This window comes from Streptomyces sp. YKOK-I1, from assembly GCF_054660435.1.
This window is the reverse complement of sequence record NZ_BAAGDR010000001.1, coordinates 9,885,853-9,902,798: the sequence shown is the minus strand read 5'-3', so window position 1 is coordinate 9,902,798 and position 16,946 is coordinate 9,885,853. Positions and strand designations below refer to the sequence as shown.

Annotated in this window: 12 protein-coding genes; 9 read left to right on the top strand and 3 right to left on the bottom strand. The window is 71.4% G+C overall.

Annotation, left to right across the window (positions count from 1 at the left end):
- Nucleotides 1–93 precede the first annotated feature (93 nt).
- Nucleotides 94–1,140: an NAD(P)-dependent alcohol dehydrogenase gene (locus tag ACYQ8Q_RS43930; RefSeq protein WP_460072932.1), complete on the top strand. Its 1,047-nt coding sequence runs from the start codon at nt 94–96 to the stop codon at nt 1,138–1,140.
- Nucleotides 1,141–2,140: 1,000 nt separating this feature from the next.
- Nucleotides 2,141–4,405, top strand: a complete 2,265-nt coding sequence (locus ACYQ8Q_RS43925) for an ATP-binding protein (RefSeq protein ID WP_460072930.1) — start codon at nt 2,141–2,143, stop codon at nt 4,403–4,405.
- A 286-nt stretch (nt 4,406–4,691) separates the two neighbouring features.
- On the opposite strand, the gene ACYQ8Q_RS43920 is transcribed toward ACYQ8Q_RS43925, so the two are convergent.
- Nucleotides 4,692–5,288 (bottom strand): TetR/AcrR family transcriptional regulator, encoded by a 597-nt coding sequence (locus tag ACYQ8Q_RS43920; protein ID WP_460072929.1) that lies wholly within the window; start codon nt 5,286–5,288, stop codon nt 4,692–4,694.
- A gap of 381 nt (nt 5,289–5,669) precedes the next feature.
- Between ACYQ8Q_RS43920 and ACYQ8Q_RS43915 the strand changes: the two genes are divergently transcribed.
- From ACYQ8Q_RS43915 to ACYQ8Q_RS43905, 3 genes are all read left to right on the top strand, one after another.
- Nucleotides 5,670–6,761: an oxygenase MpaB family protein gene (locus tag ACYQ8Q_RS43915; protein ID WP_460072927.1), complete on the top strand. Its 1,092-nt coding sequence runs from the start codon at nt 5,670–5,672 to the stop codon at nt 6,759–6,761.
- 123 nt (nt 6,762–6,884) lie between these two features.
- The gene (locus ACYQ8Q_RS43910; protein ID WP_460072925.1) at nt 6,885–8,393 is read left to right on the top strand and encodes an MFS transporter; all 1,509 of its coding nucleotides are present in this window, start codon (nt 6,885–6,887) and stop codon (nt 8,391–8,393) included.
- A 268-nt stretch (nt 8,394–8,661) separates the two neighbouring features.
- Nucleotides 8,662–9,423: a nuclear transport factor 2 family protein gene (locus tag ACYQ8Q_RS43905; RefSeq protein ID WP_460072923.1), complete on the top strand. Its 762-nt coding sequence runs from the start codon at nt 8,662–8,664 to the stop codon at nt 9,421–9,423.
- Nucleotides 9,424–9,913: 490 nt separating this feature from the next.
- Here ACYQ8Q_RS43905 and ACYQ8Q_RS43900 read toward each other — a convergent pair whose 3' ends face one another.
- On the bottom strand, nt 9,914–11,053 hold the full coding sequence (locus ACYQ8Q_RS43900; protein ID WP_460072922.1) for a PucR family transcriptional regulator: 1,140 nt from the start codon (nt 11,051–11,053) through the stop codon (nt 9,914–9,916).
- 87 nt (nt 11,054–11,140) lie between these two features.
- On the opposite strand from ACYQ8Q_RS43900, the gene ACYQ8Q_RS43895 reads away from it, so the two are divergent.
- The 3 genes from ACYQ8Q_RS43895 to ACYQ8Q_RS43885 all read left to right on the top strand — a co-directional run bounded on the left by ACYQ8Q_RS43895 (nt 11,141) and on the right by ACYQ8Q_RS43885 (nt 13,931).
- Nucleotides 11,141–12,196: a ferredoxin reductase gene (locus tag ACYQ8Q_RS43895; protein WP_460072920.1), complete on the top strand. Its 1,056-nt coding sequence runs from the start codon at nt 11,141–11,143 to the stop codon at nt 12,194–12,196.
- A 7-nt stretch (nt 12,197–12,203) separates the two neighbouring features.
- The gene (locus tag ACYQ8Q_RS43890) at nt 12,204–13,322 is read left to right on the top strand and encodes a fatty acid desaturase family protein (protein ID WP_460072918.1); all 1,119 of its coding nucleotides are present in this window, start codon (nt 12,204–12,206) and stop codon (nt 13,320–13,322) included.
- 474 nt (nt 13,323–13,796) lie between these two features.
- The gene (locus ACYQ8Q_RS43885) at nt 13,797–13,931 is read left to right on the top strand and encodes a hypothetical protein (RefSeq protein WP_460072916.1); all 135 of its coding nucleotides are present in this window, start codon (nt 13,797–13,799) and stop codon (nt 13,929–13,931) included.
- Nucleotides 13,932–14,087: 156 nt separating this feature from the next.
- Here the strand turns inward: ACYQ8Q_RS43885 and ACYQ8Q_RS43880 are convergent, their stop codons facing one another.
- Entirely contained in the window at nt 14,088–14,708 is a 621-nt protein-coding gene (locus ACYQ8Q_RS43880; RefSeq protein ID WP_460072914.1) for a DinB family protein, read from the bottom strand.
- A gap of 180 nt (nt 14,709–14,888) precedes the next feature.
- Here ACYQ8Q_RS43880 and ACYQ8Q_RS43875 point away from each other — a divergent pair, with 180 nt between their 5' ends.
- Nucleotides 14,889–16,808 (top strand): hypothetical protein, encoded by a 1,920-nt coding sequence (locus ACYQ8Q_RS43875; protein ID WP_460072912.1) that lies wholly within the window; start codon nt 14,889–14,891, stop codon nt 16,806–16,808.
- Nucleotides 16,809–16,946: the final 138 nt, after the last annotated feature.

The following is a 16,946-nucleotide window of genomic DNA, read 5'->3' as shown; positions in this document are numbered from 1 at the left end:
TTCGGGCCGCAGCAGGAAGGCCGTCCGTCTCCCCGACGGACGACCACCGTGCGGCCCTCATCATCCAGGCAAACCAGCACCTCTGGAGACGATGTGTTCACCGTCAACGCGTACGCCGCCACGTCCGCGACCGCACCACTCACCCCCACCACCATCGAGCGTCGCGACGTCGGCCCGCACGATGTGCTCATCGAGATCAAGTACGCCGGCATCTGCCACTCCGACATCAACCACGCCCGCAGCGAGGGCCGCCCGGCCACCTATCCGGTCGTCCCCGGTCATGAGATCGCCGGCATCGTCACCGGCGTCGGCGCCGAGGTGACCAAGTACACCACCGGTGACCGCGTCGGCGTCGGATGCATGGTCAACTCCTGCCGCGAATGTGAGCCGTGCCGGAAGGGCGAGGAGCAGTACTGCCTGAACTGGCACACCACGACCTACGGCGCGATCGACAGGGACGGCACCCTCACCCAGGGTGGCTACTCCACCCACATCGTCGTCGACGAGGACTTCGTGGTGCGTGTCCCCGAGAGCCTCGCCCTCGAGGCGGCGGCCCCGCTGCTGTGCGCCGGCATCACCACGTACGCACCGCTGCGCCGCTTCGGCGCCGGTCCCGGTGCGAAGGTCGCGATCGTGGGTCTGGGCGGCCTCGGTCACCTGGCCGTCAAGATCGCCCACGCGATGGGGGCGGAGGTCACCGTCCTGTCGCAGTCGCTGAAGAAGCTGGACGACGGTTTGCGCCTGGGCGCCGACCACTACCACGCCACCGGCGACACGGCCACCTTCGGGCAACTGGCGGGCACCTTCGATCTGATCATCAATACGGTCAGCGCGAAGCTCAGCCTGGACGCCTACTTCGGCCTGCTGGCCGTGAACGGCACGATGGTCAACGTCGGCGTCCCCGGTGAGCCACTGTCGCTGAATGTCTTCTCCCTGCTCATGAGGGGGCGTTCCTTCGCCGGCTCGCTGTTCGGCGGCATTCGCGGGACCCAGGAGATGCTCGACTTCTGCGGCGAGCACGGCATCGGTGCGGAAGTGGAGGTGATCGCGGCCGAGAAGATCAACGACGCGTACGAGCGCGTCCTCTCCTCCGACGTGCGGTATCGCTTCGTGATCGACACCTCGACGCTGGACACCTGACCCGTCGCCTCCAACTCCCCGGTACGGGAAGCTCCGCCGCGTCCCCGAGCATCAGCCTCGCCAGGCCGAGACGGCCGCCGCCGCGGTGCGCGAGCGCAGTCCCGCGCCACGCACAGCCCATCCTGCGGCGGGCTGCTCGACGCCGTGACGAACAGGCTCGCCGATCTGGTCCAGGCAGTCCCCGGGAGCCTGCTGACCGTCGCACGTCGCACGCTGTCCCCCGCGGCGCCGCCGAAGCCGTCGAACGGCTGGTGGCCCGGCAGGCCCGGGGACCAGTTCAGCGCCCCGCCGCCGATGGCGCCGCCGTCCCCGCCCAGCCCCGATCTCCTCTCGCGTCGCCTGGCCGCGCGCACCCCCGGAAAGTGGAGTCAATGACGACACACTCCCAGGCGAATCGCTGTCCACCGGCCGCGTACCGCGCCGGATCCGGCCTGCCACGCCCTCGGCGCGCCAAGAGAGGGAGCCGACGTTGACCGGCCCCGACGTCACCGTCCCCGCCCGCAAGCAGCCGTCCGCCGCGTATGTCGCGCTGCAGCCGGGGCTGGTTGGCGGGGCGGTGAGGGCCGTACTGCCGTGAGCGGCCTCGTCAGCGGTTTCACCGCGGCGTTCTTCGGCCTGCCGGGCTACCGGCGCAAGGCGTCCGCAGCGACACGGGCCGCCGAGGCCGACCACTCGGACAAGGCTCCGGCCGGGCCGGACCGGATCGACACCCCCGACTGGCAGACCATGGAGCGGCGCAGTCTCCAGGCCCACTCCGGCAGCACCCACGTGGCCTTCCTGGGGCGATACAGGTGCCCGCGCCCCGCCGCGCGCTCACCCTGGACGAGTTCAGCCACACCATGTCATGACACCCGCTTGAGAGTTCGATCACACCCCGCGGTCCGGCCGATGACGCCTGGGTACTGTTCAGCGGCACAAGCGGCGAAGTGTCCTTTGCGCGACATGTACGGACCTCGCCTGTTCCGGAACGCCTGCGAGCCGCGGGGAGGCTGGAAGCGACGTGACCACCCAGATGCGGGACACCGGCAATCTGCCCGACGCTCTCACCAGCTTCGTGGGAAGAGGCCCCGACCTCACCACAGTGCGTGATCTTCTGGGGACGACACGGCTGCTGACGCTCACCGGCATGGGCGGTGTGGGCAAGACACGGCTGGCGCTGGAGGTGGCCGCGGCGTCCGCGACGGAATTCACCGACGGGTTGTGGCTGGTGGATCTGGCCCCCGTACGCGACCCGTCGGCGACGGCGAACGCGGTGGCCGCCGCTCTGCGACTGCCGGATCTCGGCACCCGGCCGGTGGTCGAGCAGCTGGCCGCCTTCCTGACCCACCGTTCCCCACTGATCGTGCTGGACAACTGCGAGCACCTCGTCGACGCCTGTGCCGAACTGGCCCAGGCACTCCTGTCGGCTTCCCCCGGGCTCCGTCTGCTGACGACCAGCCGCCGGACGCTGGGAATCTTCGGCGAGCGCATCTTCACCGTCCCGCCCTTGGGACCGCAGGACTCGATGGAACTGCTGCGGGACCGGACCACGGCCGTGTGCCCGCGGTTCCGGATCACCGACGACAACCGGGCCCAGGTCCTGAGGTTGTGCGCCGGTCTCGAGGGACTGCCGCTGGCCATCGAACTGGCCGCCTCCCGGCTGCGCGCCCTGACCGTCGACGAAGCGGTGAACCGGCTGCGGGACCGCTTCGGGCTGCTCGCGAACGGAAGCCGGGCGGCCCGCCCGCGCCAGCGGACGCTGCGCGCACTGATCGACTGGAGCCACGAGCTGTGCACTCCCGCCGAGCGACTGCTGTGGAACCGCCTGTCGGTATTCGCCGGCGACTTCAGCCTGGAGGCGGCGGAGGACGTCTGTTCGGACGACGGTCTCGGCCGTGACGAGGTGCTCGACCTCCTCGACCAACTCGTCGCCCAGTCCGTCGTCGTGCCCACCGGACGCGAAGGCCTGCCGCGCTACCGCCTGCTGGAGACCATCCGCGGCTACGGCCGTGAGCGGCTCGCGGAGTCCGGCGAGGAGCAGCGGATCCTACGGCGGCACCACGCTTTCTACCTGTCCTTGGCCGAGCGCATCGCCGACGGGTGGTACGGCCCGGGCCAGCGGGAGAGCTTGGCCCGGCTGCACGCCGAGCACGCCGATCTGCGGGCGGCGCTGGAGTGGGGCGGCGACCCGCGGGCCACCCTGGCGCTGGCCGTGGCACTGCGCTTCCACTGGTGCGAGGGCGGGTTCCTCGGCGAGGGACGCCGCCTGCTGGAACAGGCGCTGGCCGGCGTGCCCGAGCCCGGTCCCGCCCGTGCGAGGGCTCTGTGGGTCGGCGCGTGGGTGGCGGTGCTGCAGGGCGATCACACCGTGGCGCACCAGTGGCTGGAGGAGGCGGGGGAACTGGGCGAGCGGCTGGCGGACCGGCGGGTGTCCGCCCATGTCCTGAGCCTGCGCGGCACCCTCGCGTTGTTCGGCGGCCGTCTGGTGGAGGCCGTGACCCTGCTGGAGGAGGCGGCGATCGCCCACAAGGAGACGGGCGAGGAGATCGGGGCGGTGTACGCACTGATCCAGCTGGCCACCGCCCAGTCCCACCTCGGGGATCCGCTCACCACCGAGACCTGCGGGCAGGCGGTCGCGCTCGCCGAGGCGCACGGTGAGCTGCTGGCCCACGCGCACGCGCTGTGGACCCTCGGCTACGACGCCTGGGTACGCGGCGACCACGAGAAGGCCGTCACACTGTTCCGCACCGCGCTGGCGAAGGAGCAGGGCTTCAACGACTACCTCAGGGTCGCCCTGATGCTGGAGGAGCTCGCCTGGGCCACCGCCGCGGGCGGCGACCACGCGGAGGCGGGTCGGCTGCTGGGTGTCGCGCGCGGCCTGTGGCGGGACATCGGCACCCCCCTGTCGACGTTCGGCCCCCACATGATCCAACAGCACGTCCGGTGCGAGGAGGAGATCGTACGGGCCCTGGGCTCGGCCGGGTACGAGAAGGTCCTCACGGAGGGCTGCGGCCATCGCCGCCCGGACGAGGCCATCGCCTACGCCCTGCGCACCCGGTCCACGCCCGCCGCCACGGCACCCGCCCCGCACCCGCTGACCCGCCGCGAGCGGGAGGTGGCCGCGCTGGTTGCCGAGGGCATGACCAACCAGCAGATCGCCTCGGCCCTCGGACGCTCACCGCGCACGGTCCACGGCCATGTCGAGAACATCCTGGCCAAGCTCGGCTTCGGGTCCCGTGCCCGGATCGCGTCCTGGTGGACAACGAACCAGACGCCCACGCCGTAGGACAACCCCGTAGAGATACACCGGGCCGTGCCGGCGGGAGACGACGCCCGAGCACCCGGTGCCCGACACGAACGCCACCGCGGAAACGGGAACCGCCGCCGCGTCGCCCGTCCTGCCGTCGGCGACGGCGCCACTCGCCGACGGGTGGCCGGGGGCCGGTCCGATCGCCCCGCCCCCGGGTCTGACGCCTCTGCGCACCGCACACCGCCCGCTCCACGCCGGCTCCTTCCGTGACCGGAGCGCGCTGGTTCGGATCGGCGCACTCCGGTCGCCCCCGAGGTCGAATTCAGTCTCGCGGGCGGCTCTGCCCAGTCGCGAGGAGTCCGTTCACCACGAGTTCGGCGAGGCTGTCCGCCGTGGCGGCGAGCTGTTGCGGTGAGGCGGGCCCGGCTCTGCCCAAGCGCCGCACCAACGGCCCGTCCACCATCCCCGAGACCGGTGGGACGACGGCGAAGAACAGCACGTGCATCGGTATGGGCGCCATGCGCCCGGCGGCGACGAGCCGCTCGACGCTGGGCAGCATGGTCTGCAGCATCGGGACGATGTAACGCTCGTAGAGATAGTCCAGCCGCTCGGTGTCCTGGGAGAACTCGTCGACGAAGATCCGCCCGACCAACGGCGTGTCCACGGCGGCCCGGTAGAAGCCCGCGATGACCTGCCGCAGTCGTTCCGCCTCGTCGACCGGCTCCCTGAGCCGCGGTGGCTGCGGGACGCTCTCCCCCAGGGCATGATCCAGGACCGCGCGCCAGAACGCCGCCTTGGAGCCGTACCGGTCATTGATGAAGTTGTGGCTCACGCCGAGGCGGCGGGCCAGTTCCCGCGCCGACGCATGCTCGTAGCCCAGTTCCGCGAAGGCTTCGAGCCCCCGCTGAAGGACGCTCACGCCCTGCGGTACCGCCGGGTTGTCCGCCCCGGGGCGCCCCGGCCGTCTGAAGGATGCGGCTCCTGCTCTCACCTGTGCCTCCATTGCTGTCCGATCTCGGCTGCGTGCGGTCCGTTCCGCGAGTGCCTCGGCGCCGGCCTGTCACCGCACTCCGCCCGAGGAGCGCGTTCTCTGCGGCGGTACCGACGGCCCGAACGGGTCGGGTACTCGGACCCAGCATACTTGACACCCGTCAGATTCAAGCTAATCTGACGGGTGTCAGGGTTTCTATGGTGCCCGACCGACAGCACAGTCGGCCCCTGCGCCCCTCCCTGACCTGGACAGTTCCGCAAGCATCCGGAAAGCGAGAGCGAGATGACCGCAGCCCCGAGGCTCCTGTCCGTGGCGACGGCAGGGGACCCACTGGCCGACGCCGTCGTGACCGAGCTGGGCCTCCCCGCCCGTGCCCGTCAGAGCCCCCGACAGGGGCCGGTCGATCCCGACGTACCGCCCACCGAAGTCATGACCGCGCTGCTGAGGCAGTTGGAGCCGCCCCGCATCGACCCTCTGATGCTCCACCGGGGAGACATCGTCAGCCAGTCCGTACCACCCATGTGGTTCCAGCTGTGCTCGGTCCCCTGCGCGCTCGCCCACGCCTTCGCGTCCCCGTCCGTGGCGCACACCCTCGCCGGCACCGGCGAGCTCGCCGTCGTGGCCACGCGCCTCCTCGCGGAGGCCGGCGCCTGGGCCCGCCAGACCCTGCGCCCGGGCGGACTGCTGTACGGCGCCCCCGGTCAGACGGCCACCGTCCGGATGCGGCTGCTGTGGGCGCGGACCCGCGTCGCCGCCCGCGCGCACGGCGACGCGACGACACCTGCCGGGCCGCCGATGACCCAGGCCGACATGGCCCGCGTCTGGCTCGGTTTCACCCTGGTCTCCTACCGGGCGCTGGCGGCCGTCGGGATCGACATCAGCTCCGAGGAGGAGCAGCACCTGTACCAGTACTGGTCCTACGTCGCCCAGCTCCTGGGGATCGACGAGAGCCTGACCCGGGGCGTGACGAGCCACACCGAGGCCCGCCGGGTGCAGGACCTGCTCGACTCCACGACGGCCGCGCCCGACGAGAACTCACGGGCGCTGACCCTCGCCATGGTCGACGCCCAGGCCCGCGCGATGGCCGGTGCGCCGGGCGCGGTCATGGACGAGGACCAGGTGCGCGCGGTCATCCAGCGCGTGCTCCGCGAAGCACTCGGTGTGGACGCGGCGGAACGGCTGGGCATCCCCGCCCCTGCCGCGACCGACCTGATGCCGCTGATCGGCAGGATCAACCGTCAGGCGCGGTACTGGCAGACCTTCTCCGCCGCGTCGGCCGGAGAGGCACGGCGCCGCGCGATCGAGGGCCCCGGGCCCGAACTGATCGCGGCGGTCGTACCGCGCGCCGCGGCCCACCGGGCTCCTGCGACAGCGCACGGCGAAGGTTCCCTGGCGGCCTGACACCTCCCGCGAGCCCACCGGCCGCGGCCACCGCACCTGAGCGCGTGACGAGCTCCGACGCCGCAGCCGTCCCGCCGACATCACCGCACCACCCGTGATGCACCCCTTGTCTGGAGATTCGTCATGTCCCACACCTCTGCCGACACAGTCGCCCCCGAGGGGGCCGGCTCTCCCCCGACCACCGATGGTGCGCCGCGTCATCGCTGGTGGATCCTGGCCGTCATCGGCGTGGCCCAGCTCATGGTGGTGCTGGACGCCACCATCGTGAACATCGCCCTGCCCTCCGCCCAGAAGGACCTGGGCTTCTCCGACGGCGACCGGCAGTGGATCGTCACCGCATACGCCCTCGCCTTCGGCAGCCTCCTCCTGCTCGGCGGTCGCCTCGCCGACCTCTTCGGCCGCAAGATCACCTTCCTCGTCGGCCTCGTCGGCTTCGCCGGAGCCTCCGCCATCGGCGGCGCCGCGCAGAACTTCGACATGCTCGTCGGCGCCCGCGCCGTCCAGGGTCTCTTCGGCGCCCTGCTGGCCCCCGCCGCCCTCTCCCTGCTCACGGTGACCTTCACCGACCCCAAGGAGCGCGGCAAGGCCTTCGGCGTCTACGGCGCCATCGCCGGCGCCGGCGGTGCCATCGGCCTCCTCCTCGGCGGCGTCCTGACCGAGTACCTGGACTGGCGCTGGACGCTCTACGTCAACGTCGCCTTCGCCGCGGTCGCCTTCGTCGGCGGCGCCCTTCTCCTCCAGCGCGCCACCCGTGACAGGAACGTCACCATCGACGTCCCCGGCGCCCTCCTGGTCGGCAGCGGTCTGTTCTGCCTCGTCTACGGCTTCTCCAACGCCGAGACCCATGACTGGAGCTCCCCGCAGACCTTCGGCTTCCTCATCGCCGGCGCCGTCCTGCTCGCCGCGTTCACCGTATGGCAGACCAAGGCCGCGCACCCCCTGCTCCCGCTGCGCGTCCTGCTCGACCGCAACCGCGGAGCCTCCTTCCTCTCGGTCCTGATCATCGGCGCCGGAATGTTCGGGGTCTTCCTCTTCCTCACCTACTACCTCCAGCAGAACCTCGGCTACACCCCCGTCAAGACCGGCCTCGCCTTCCTGCCGATGATCGCCGGGCTCATGCTCACCTCCACCCTGTCCTCCACGGTCCTCATCCCCCGCTTCGGCCCCAAGCCGGTGGTCCCACTGGGCATGGGCATCTCCGCCGCCGCCATGGTCTGGCTCACCGACCTCGACCTCACCAGCGGATACACCGCCAACATCCTGCCCCCGCTGATCGTTGCCGGCCTCGGCTTCGGCCTCGTCATGGCCCCCGCCATGTCGCTCGCCACCGACGGCGTACGCACCGAGGACGCCGGCGTCGCCTCCGCCACCGTCAACACCATGCAGCAGGTCGGCGGCTCCCTGGGCACCGCCCTCCTCAACACCCTGGCCACCAGCGCCGTCACCACCTACATCGACGGCAAGAACCCCAAGGACCCCCTGGTCCTCGCCCACGCGAGCCTGGAGGGCTACTCCACCGCCTACTGGTGGTCCGCCGCCTTCTTCGCCGTCGGCGTCGTCATCAGCGTCCTCCTCTACCGACGCGGCGCCCCCGTCCACAACCCCGACGCCGCACCCGTCGTCCACATGTGACGACGCGGCCGTCACCGAACCGGCCGCCCACATCCCGGTCCGCCGCCCCCCTCCCCGGGCGGCGGACCGCCGCCCGCCACGAGGACACGGTCTCCTTCGCCGGGATCCCCGGCAGACCCGGCAGACCCGTCGGCCGACGAGAGCGACGCCGGTACGGCCGTGCGCTCGTCAGCCCGGAACACCTCGCACCGGTAGCCGAAACCCACACCGTCGCCGAGGCGCCCCGGCCGAAGCCGACGCCCGCGCGGCCCTGCCAGAGGAGAGCACCATGAGCGATATCAAGAGCACCATCCTGAAGGCCGCGGCCGAACTTCTCGCCGACAAGGATCCGTCCGCCGTCGACCGCTGGGTCTCCGTCGACTACAAGCAGCACAGCTCCACCGCTGGTGACGGGCGGGAGCCGCTGCGCCAACTGGTGGCAGGGTTGCCGAAAACCTTCCACCACGAGGTCGTCCGGGTGATCGCGGACGGCGATCTGGTGGCCCTGCACGGCATCTACCACGGCGCCGGCCCGGTCCCGCTGGTCGCCTTCGACATCTTCCGCTTCGACGCGGACGGCATGATCACCGAGCACTGGGACGCTCTGACCCCGTGGGTCCAGGAGACCGTATCGGGCCGCTCCCAGACCGACGGACCCACCGAGCCCACCGACCTCGACCGGACCGAGGCCAACCGCGTCCTGGTCACGGAGTTCACCGAGAAGGTCCTCGTCGGCGGTGATCGTTCCGCCATGACCGACTACGTCTCCGAGGAGACCTACCGGCAGCACAACCCCGAGGCCGCCGACGGCATCGAGGGGTTCGCCGCCGCGGCGGCGAAGTGGGCCGGGCAGGGCAAGCGGCTCCACTACGCAATGGTGCACAAGGTCATCGCCGAGGGCGACTTCGTCCTGACGGTGTCCGAGGGGACCTTCTCCCTGCCTGTCGCGTTCTACGACCTCTTCCGCGTCGCCGACGGGAAGATCGTCGAACACTGGGACGTCGTCATGCCCTTCCCGGCCGATCTCCCGCACGACAACAGCCTGTTCTGACCTGGCCTGCCTGCGCGACATCATCGCCGAACGGGGCCGGCCGCCCCTGATCCGGACGAAGAAGGAGGGCTACCGGTTCTGTACCGAGCCGGGGGATCACGCGGGAGAAGCTCACGAGATCCGTCGCTTCCTCACCGCCGTGGTCGGCCCGCACGGCGACCTCGTCACCAGGCTCTCCCCTGTCCAAGGAACACCTGTCCCACTCCCCCGGTTCCGCCGCGGCTGGCATGAGACGCGGCACGGAAGGCGCGGGGTGGCGGTCGAGCGTGCCGACCAGTGGCACGACACGGCGAACCCGCCGAACATCCGGTCGTGCGGCGAGCAGGGGGGAGGCGCCCGTGCGGCCCGCGCCACGGGCCGGGTTGCCCTTCTCCCCCACCGGCCGCCCCCCAACTCGTACGAGGCGGCCTCGATTCCATCGGGGTGAGGTTGCGCGGCGTGTCCCCGCCCGAGATCTTCCCGCCGCGCTCGCGCACGGTCGACGTACGCGTCAGCCGTCCCGGAGACCGACCGCCAGCGTCAGTTCAAGGACCCGGTGTGGCGATGCGAGATCCGGAAACAGCTCGCGCAGCTGCGACATCCGGTACCGGACGGTCTGGGGATGGACGAACAACGCCGCCGCCACCTCGTCCCGTCTGCCCTGGTGCAGCAGCCACTCCCGCAACGTCTCCTCCAGCCGCCGAGCGGTCGCTTCGGGCAAGGTCCGCAACGGTGCGAGGGCTCGGGCACGCAGGTCCGCGAACGCGTCCACGTCGGCGCTCAGCACCAGCTCGGGCAGATGGTCCTCGGTGTCGCGAATATCGGAGGACAGGGAGCGCGCGCGTACGGCTCGTGCGTACGAGGCGGACGCACGCGTCCATGGCCGGGCCGGGCCGACCACGGCGGTGCGGTCGGTCAGCTGCCGCAGGAGATGTGACCGGTCGGCATCGGGGACGAGCAGCACACCGGTGGCGTCCGGCAGATCGTCGAGGACGAGGGTGCTCGGGTCGAGCGTGCGGTAGGCGGGCCGGGCCTGGGCGGCGGGCAGCAGGACCGCGGTCAGCGAAACCGGAGCCTGCCACCCGGCCCGTTGAACAGAGGCCAGCAGCACGTCCGGGCTGGCGCCGGCGAGGAGGTCGCGGGCCAGGTGTTCCAGATGGCGCTCGTGGGCCCTGCCCCGGGCGGCCAGTTCGTCGGCGTGGCCCGCGGCGCTCGCGGCGGAGAGCTCGTCGATGTAGGCGAAGGTCAGCTCGGCGAACTTGGCGACCTCGGCGGCGGGCAGACCTGCGGGTACGGCACCCGCTGCCAGGCATCGCCAGGCCACGCGGGCGCCGACGCGGTAGGCGCTGAGCAGGGCGTCCATCGAACGGCCGTCGCGCACCTCGCCGCGGCCCAGCTCGTAAGCTGCGTCACCGGCGTCGCCGCTTGTGGCGTTCCCGCTCGCGAGGTCCAGGTAGTGCCCCAGGGCGGTGCGGACGGCTCGGCGGATGGTGGCGCCCATGTGGCCCGACAGGGCGTTGGCGTAGGGAGGGACCTCGTCGATGATCGCCTCGACCACCTCGTCGGCGGTGGTCCTCAGCGCGGCCCGAAGTGCGGTGACCGTCGTCTCATCCAGGGCCAGTTCGCTGGCCCTCCGGATTGCATGGCTCACGTTTTTGTTCCCTGCGCACAATTCAACCGACCAGATTCACATCCTGCGGTCAGGACTTTACGCCCTGAGGCGCAGCAAGCTGGAGTCATGACGAGTACAGCCCTCGGCAGCAGGGCGTGGAAACTGCTGGAGATGGTCACGACGCCGCTGCTGCCGTCGGACTACCTCGACCTGGTCAGCCCGCTGCGTGCGGGCGCCGACCTGCGGGGGCGCATCGAGGCCGTGCACGCCGAGACGGGTGACGCCGCGACCGTCGTGATCAGGCCGGGACGGGGCTGGCGCGGCCACACGGCCGGTCAGTACGTGCGGATCGGGGTCGATGTCGACGGGGTGCGCCTGTGGCGTGCCTACTCCCTCACCTCGCCGACGAACCGCCAGGACGGCCGCGTCACGATCACCGTGAAGGCGATCCCGGACGGCAAGGTCAGCAACCACCTGGTCCGCAGGGTGGAACCGGGCACGCTGATCCAGCTCGACCAGGCGACCGGTGACTTCGTGCTGCCGCAGGCCAAGCCCGCCAAGGTGCTCTACCTGACGGCCGGCAGCGGCATCACGCCGGTGATGGGCATGCTGCGCGACACCGAGTTCGACGACGTCGTCATGGTCCACTGCGCGCCACGGCCGCAAGACGTGATCTTCCGCGACGAACTGCACGCCCTGGTCGCGGACAAGAAGCTGCGGCTCACCGAGGTGCACACCGACACGGACGGCATGCTCGACATCGCCCGTCTCGACGCACTCGTGCCCGACTGGGCCGAGCGCGAGACCTGGGCCTGTGGGCCCGCGGGCCTGCTCGACGCCGCCGAAGAGCACTGGGGTGAGCACGGCGTCCCGGAGCGCCTGCACACCGAACGCTTCCGCCCCGGCGTCGTCGTCGCCGGAGAGGGCGGCGAGGTCACGTTCAGCGCCACCGGCAAGAGGGTCGACGCGGACGGCGCCACGCCGCTGCTGAACATCGGCGAGGAGGCCGGCGTGCTCATGCCCTCCGGGTGCCGTATGGGCATCTGCTTCGGCTGCGTCACGCCGCTCAAGGCGGGCGCCGTCCGCGACCTGCGCACCGGCGAGATCACCGAGGCCGAGCCGGGCGTCCTCATCCAGACCTGCGTGTCCGCCGCGGCGGGCCCCTGCGACATCGAACGGTAGGACCACCTTGACCGCCATCGACCCCACCGCCCACCTCACCGCGGAGCAGATCGAGGAGCTCGGCCGCGAGCTGGACGCGATCCGCGACGAGGTGATCGCCTCCCGCGGCGAGCAGGACGCCGCCTACATCCGCAAGGTCATCTCGGCGCAGCGCAAGCTCGAGCTGGTCAGCAGGGGCGTGCTGCTGTTCTCGTTCTTCCCGCCCGCGTGGCTGCTCGGCACCGCCGGTCTGTCCGTGGCGAAGATCATGGACAACATGGAGATCGGCCACAACATCCTGCACGGCCAGTGGGACTGGATGCGGGACCCGAAGATCCACTCCACCACCTGGGAGTGGGATCACGCCTCGCCGTCCGAGCAGTGGAAGCACTCGCACAACGAGCTGCACCACACGTACACCAACGTGATCGGCAAGGACAACGACCTCGGCTACGGCATCATGCGCGTCGACGAGGACCAGAAGTGGCACCCGTTCCACCTCGGCCAGCCGCTGTGGAACTTCATCAACGCCTGCTTCTTCGAATACGGCATCGCCGCGTACGACCTGGAGCTCGGCAAGAACCTGCGCAAGCGCCGCCGCAAGAACCCGGAGTTCCGCGCGCGGGCCAAGGCCGTGGGCCGCAAGATCCGCAAGCAGGTGCTCAAGGACTACGTGATCCACCCGCTGCTGTCGGGCCCGTCGTTCCTCACCACGCTCGCCGCCACGTTCACCGCGAACGTGGTCCGCAACATCTGGTCCCACTCGGTGATCATGTGCGGTCACTTCCCCGAGGGCGTGCAGGTCTTCGAGCGCCGGTCGATCAAGGGCGAGACGCGCGGCCAGTGGTACCTGCGCCAGATGATGGGCTCGGCGAACATCAGCGGCAGCAAGGCCATGCACTTCATGACCGGCAACCTCTCCCACCAGATCGAGCACCACCTCTTCCCGGACCTGCCGAGCAACCGGTACGCCGAGGTCGCGGTGAAGGTGCGCGCGCTGTTCGAGAAGTACGAGCTGGAGTACGTCACCGGGCCGCTGCCCAAGCAGGTGTTCTCCGCGTGGCACAAGGTCTTCCGCCTCTCGCTGCCGAACAAGAAGCCCAAGGTCGGGACGCCGGACCGCGAGCAGGAACTCGTCGCGGCCTGATCCCGGTGTCGGTTCACACCTTCCGGCCGTACCGGCGGTACCGCCGGGCTGGGTGAGATCCGTTGCGGACGGTGGGCGGCCGCGACATCAGACCGTACGACACGGGATCCGGGCAGCCCGGTGTCCGGCTGCGCTGGGGCCTGGCTCCCGGTCCACGCCCGGGCGGGGCCGAAGCTCCCGACCGTGACGGGCTCCACGGGGGGAGCCGGACGCCGTGGTCGCCGATGTCCTGCAGGTCGGCCGCCCCGAGGCAGAATGATGGCCGTGACGACTTGAAGAGCGTCGGCAGGACGCACGGCCTGGCGCAAGAGGGGCATCGGCTGGTCCGTCTTCGACGAGGAACGCTGGATCTGCGTTGCGTGCCGGGAACCTGTCCGTTCCTACCCATACCGCTTCCATCCGCCCGAGTCCTCCAGTTACGAGCGCTGCGTCGGGCTGGCGTGGTGCTCCGGGTGCCGGATCTACTCGGGCAACATGGTTCACGTTCCTCGCGAGCGGGTCCTGGTCGACGCTCTCGCGTCGCTTCCTGCCGACGATCGCGACCGGCTGCTCCGCAAGGAGGCCGCGTTGATCGACCATCTCGACCGCCGAGGCCTCGGGCAGCGATGAACTGAGCACCACGCTCAGCCAGCCCTGGGGGACCGGAGTGGCCGTGGGAAAGACCAGCCGCGTCCTCGTTGAAGGTGTGCTGATCGCGCAACGTGTGCGGCTCGGAACGGAGTTGGTCGGCGACCGGACAGCCGCGATGGCTCGCGCTGAGGTGCGTCAGAGCTGTCGCGCGCGGTACAGGTCGCGCATCAGGGCGATCTCGGCTCCGTGGTGCAGCAGTTCCTGGTTGACCCACCAGACGGTCTCCATGAAGGGATCATCCGGGTCGCTGCCGTATGGGTATGCGCTGTATCCGATCGTGTCGAGCGCGGTGTCGTCGGCGCTGAGCAGCGCCTTCCGCCAGGCCGTGGCGCCGGAGGCGAAGGCGGCGATCGCCCCAGCGGCGTCTCCGCTGACGTGGAGGTCGTCCCGGGTCAGGGCGCGGCCGCCGATGGTGTGCTCTGCCCGGAGGGCCAGCATTTCGCTGAGGTGGCTCAGGCGCCACGCGATGGTGGTGAAGGGCGGCGGCGCGGGGTGTGGGGCCGGCGCCGCGTCGCGTCCCCAGCCGCCCGCGCCGACCAGCACGGTCGCACCTGCTCCCGGTCCGTCCGAGCGCCGTCGGACGGACCAGCAGTCGGGCACCGGCTCCCAGAGGTACTCGTCATCGGTCAGGCGACCGACCTCGACGTCCGTGCCGTTGCCGCTGTCCATGACCGGACCCGCCATGCGGTCGGCGAGGCGCTTGTACGCGAAGTCGAACTGCTCCAGCAACGGGATCAGGCGCGGCGGTGTAGCCATCTCACGCTCCTGTCATGAGCGAGCTCGGACACGGGTCTGCTGGTCCGCAGCCTGTCACAACCGCTTGGACACCGCGATCCCATTTCAGCTGACTTCGCTCCAGTACCACCCCGGGTGAGCGGTAGTTGGGGCTGGGCTGAGGGCCTTGTCCCACCGTGAGCCGACGGGGATCATGATCGCGTGCAACGCCGAGAGGAACTTCACGAACTACTCGCACGGGCCGGATTCACGGTCGTCGGGGAGGTACGCCCGGGCGGTCTGTTCCCGCCGGAGGCCGGCTGGCGGATCGCGCGGGGGATCGCGGCGCCGGACGGCGTGTCCCGGGAAGCGCTCGACGCCGTGTGGTGGCGCCGTCTTCGCGAGGGAGGCGGCGAGTTCCTGGTGGCCGTCCTCAGGCACCGGATCGGCGGCAACGACTCCTGGTGGACCCGGGTCCGGTACGCCGGGAGCGGCGTACCGGAGTTGACCGGCACCCCCGGGTTCTTGGCGCTCTCCCTCGACGGGCAGGTGCTGCTGGCGGAGATACCCGGTGCGGGCGGGTCGCGGGTGACGGCCCTCGACCGACTGCCGGAGCGGCTGGAGGAGGCCGCCGAAGCCGCCGGGCGCGAGACGGAGGTCGAGTGCGCCGAGGTGTGGGCGACGGTGCCCGGCCGACCTGCCTGGCCTCTGCACTGGGCGGAGGGCATCGGGTCCAATCCGGCGGCGACGGACGCATTGTTGATCCGGCTGCTCGATGTGGAGGAAGGCTTCCTGCACGGCTGCGACCGGCCCGCTGTCCTCGACGCCGCCATGGCGCACCCCGATCCGCGGGTCCGGTCAAGGCCCGCCGACACCTTCCGGCCCAAACTCACGTCCGATCAGTGGGTGCGTCTGGTCCGCGCCGAGCCGTCGCCGGACCGACGTGTGTTCTGGGTGGAGCACGCCTGCGCCTGGGGCGCCGAAGTCCCCGAGGACGTGTACGACGACCTCCTCACCGGCCCGTCCCGTGCGCGAGCCGCGGAACTCCGGGGGCTTCCCGCACGGCACCTCCCTGGCCTCGCGGCCGACGCCGATGCCCGGGTGCGGGCGGCGGCCTGTGCCCGGTGGACGGACCTCGCTGCGCCGTTGCGGAAGCGGCTGCTGGCCGACACCGACCACGCGGTGCGCACGGCCGCGCTGCTCGCCCACCACACCGTCGTACCCATGCCGCGCGACGTTCTCGCCTCCTTGCCCGACCCGCGGCGGGCACTCGAACGGTGCCGCCTCGCACCCGGGCTGGAGGCGGAGCTGGTCCGGGACGGGGACGCGGAGGTACGTCGGGCGCTGGCCGCCAACCCGGGCCTGGGCGCGCACGGCGTCGCGGTGCTGGCGGAGGACCCGCAGGACGACATCCGCTCCGCGGTGGCGCTGCGCCCCGATCTCACCGAGGAGCAACGTGCCGCCGTGCGCCACGACTTCGACCCGACGTCGATGTCGCGCACCCTGCCCTGGGTCAAGGACCTGCACGGCGACGCCGACGCGATGCGCCGACTCGCCGCGTCGTCCCACCCGCTGGTCCGCCGCAGTGTGGCCCGGGCCCGGCACCTGCCGCCCGATGTCGTGGCGCGCCTGGCGCGGGACGGGGACCGGGTGGTCCGGCTGTTCCTCGCCGAATCGTGCGAGGACGCGCCGGCCGACGTGCTGCTGGAGGTCTGGCGCTGGTGGGACGGCAGCTTCAGTCACCCCGACCGACCCCGCAGCCACCCCAACTTCCCCCGTACGGGCCTGCTGCGCCACGCCGCCGACCCCAGCGGGCGGATGCGCCGCCTGGCCCTGGACGATCCGGAGTCGACACCGGCCGACGTCGCACGCCTGGCGCGGGATCCCGAGGCCGAGGTGCGCCGCCGCGCGGCTGCGGACTCCCGGCTGTCACCGGCCGACGCGGTGCGGCTGCTGAACGACCCGGACGCTTCCGTCCGCGCCACCGCGGTGCGCAGTCCGCGGCTGCCGGCCCGCGTCCTGGCCGGGCTGCTGCACGACCGCGACACGGCATGCGCGGCGGTCACCAACCCGGCGATCCCGGTCCCCGTCCTGCACCGCATCCTGGACGCAGCCGCGGCAGCCGTGGCAGCCCGGCGCTGAACCCCGGCATCCCGCGCCGCGGCCACGGCGGTCCGACGCCGCACCCCGGCACACCTGGCGGCCGGCCATCCTTGGTCCAACTCCGCAAGCACCCGCCGTACCCGGTCGTACGTGTGCCACCGGCGCACCCGCGGGGCT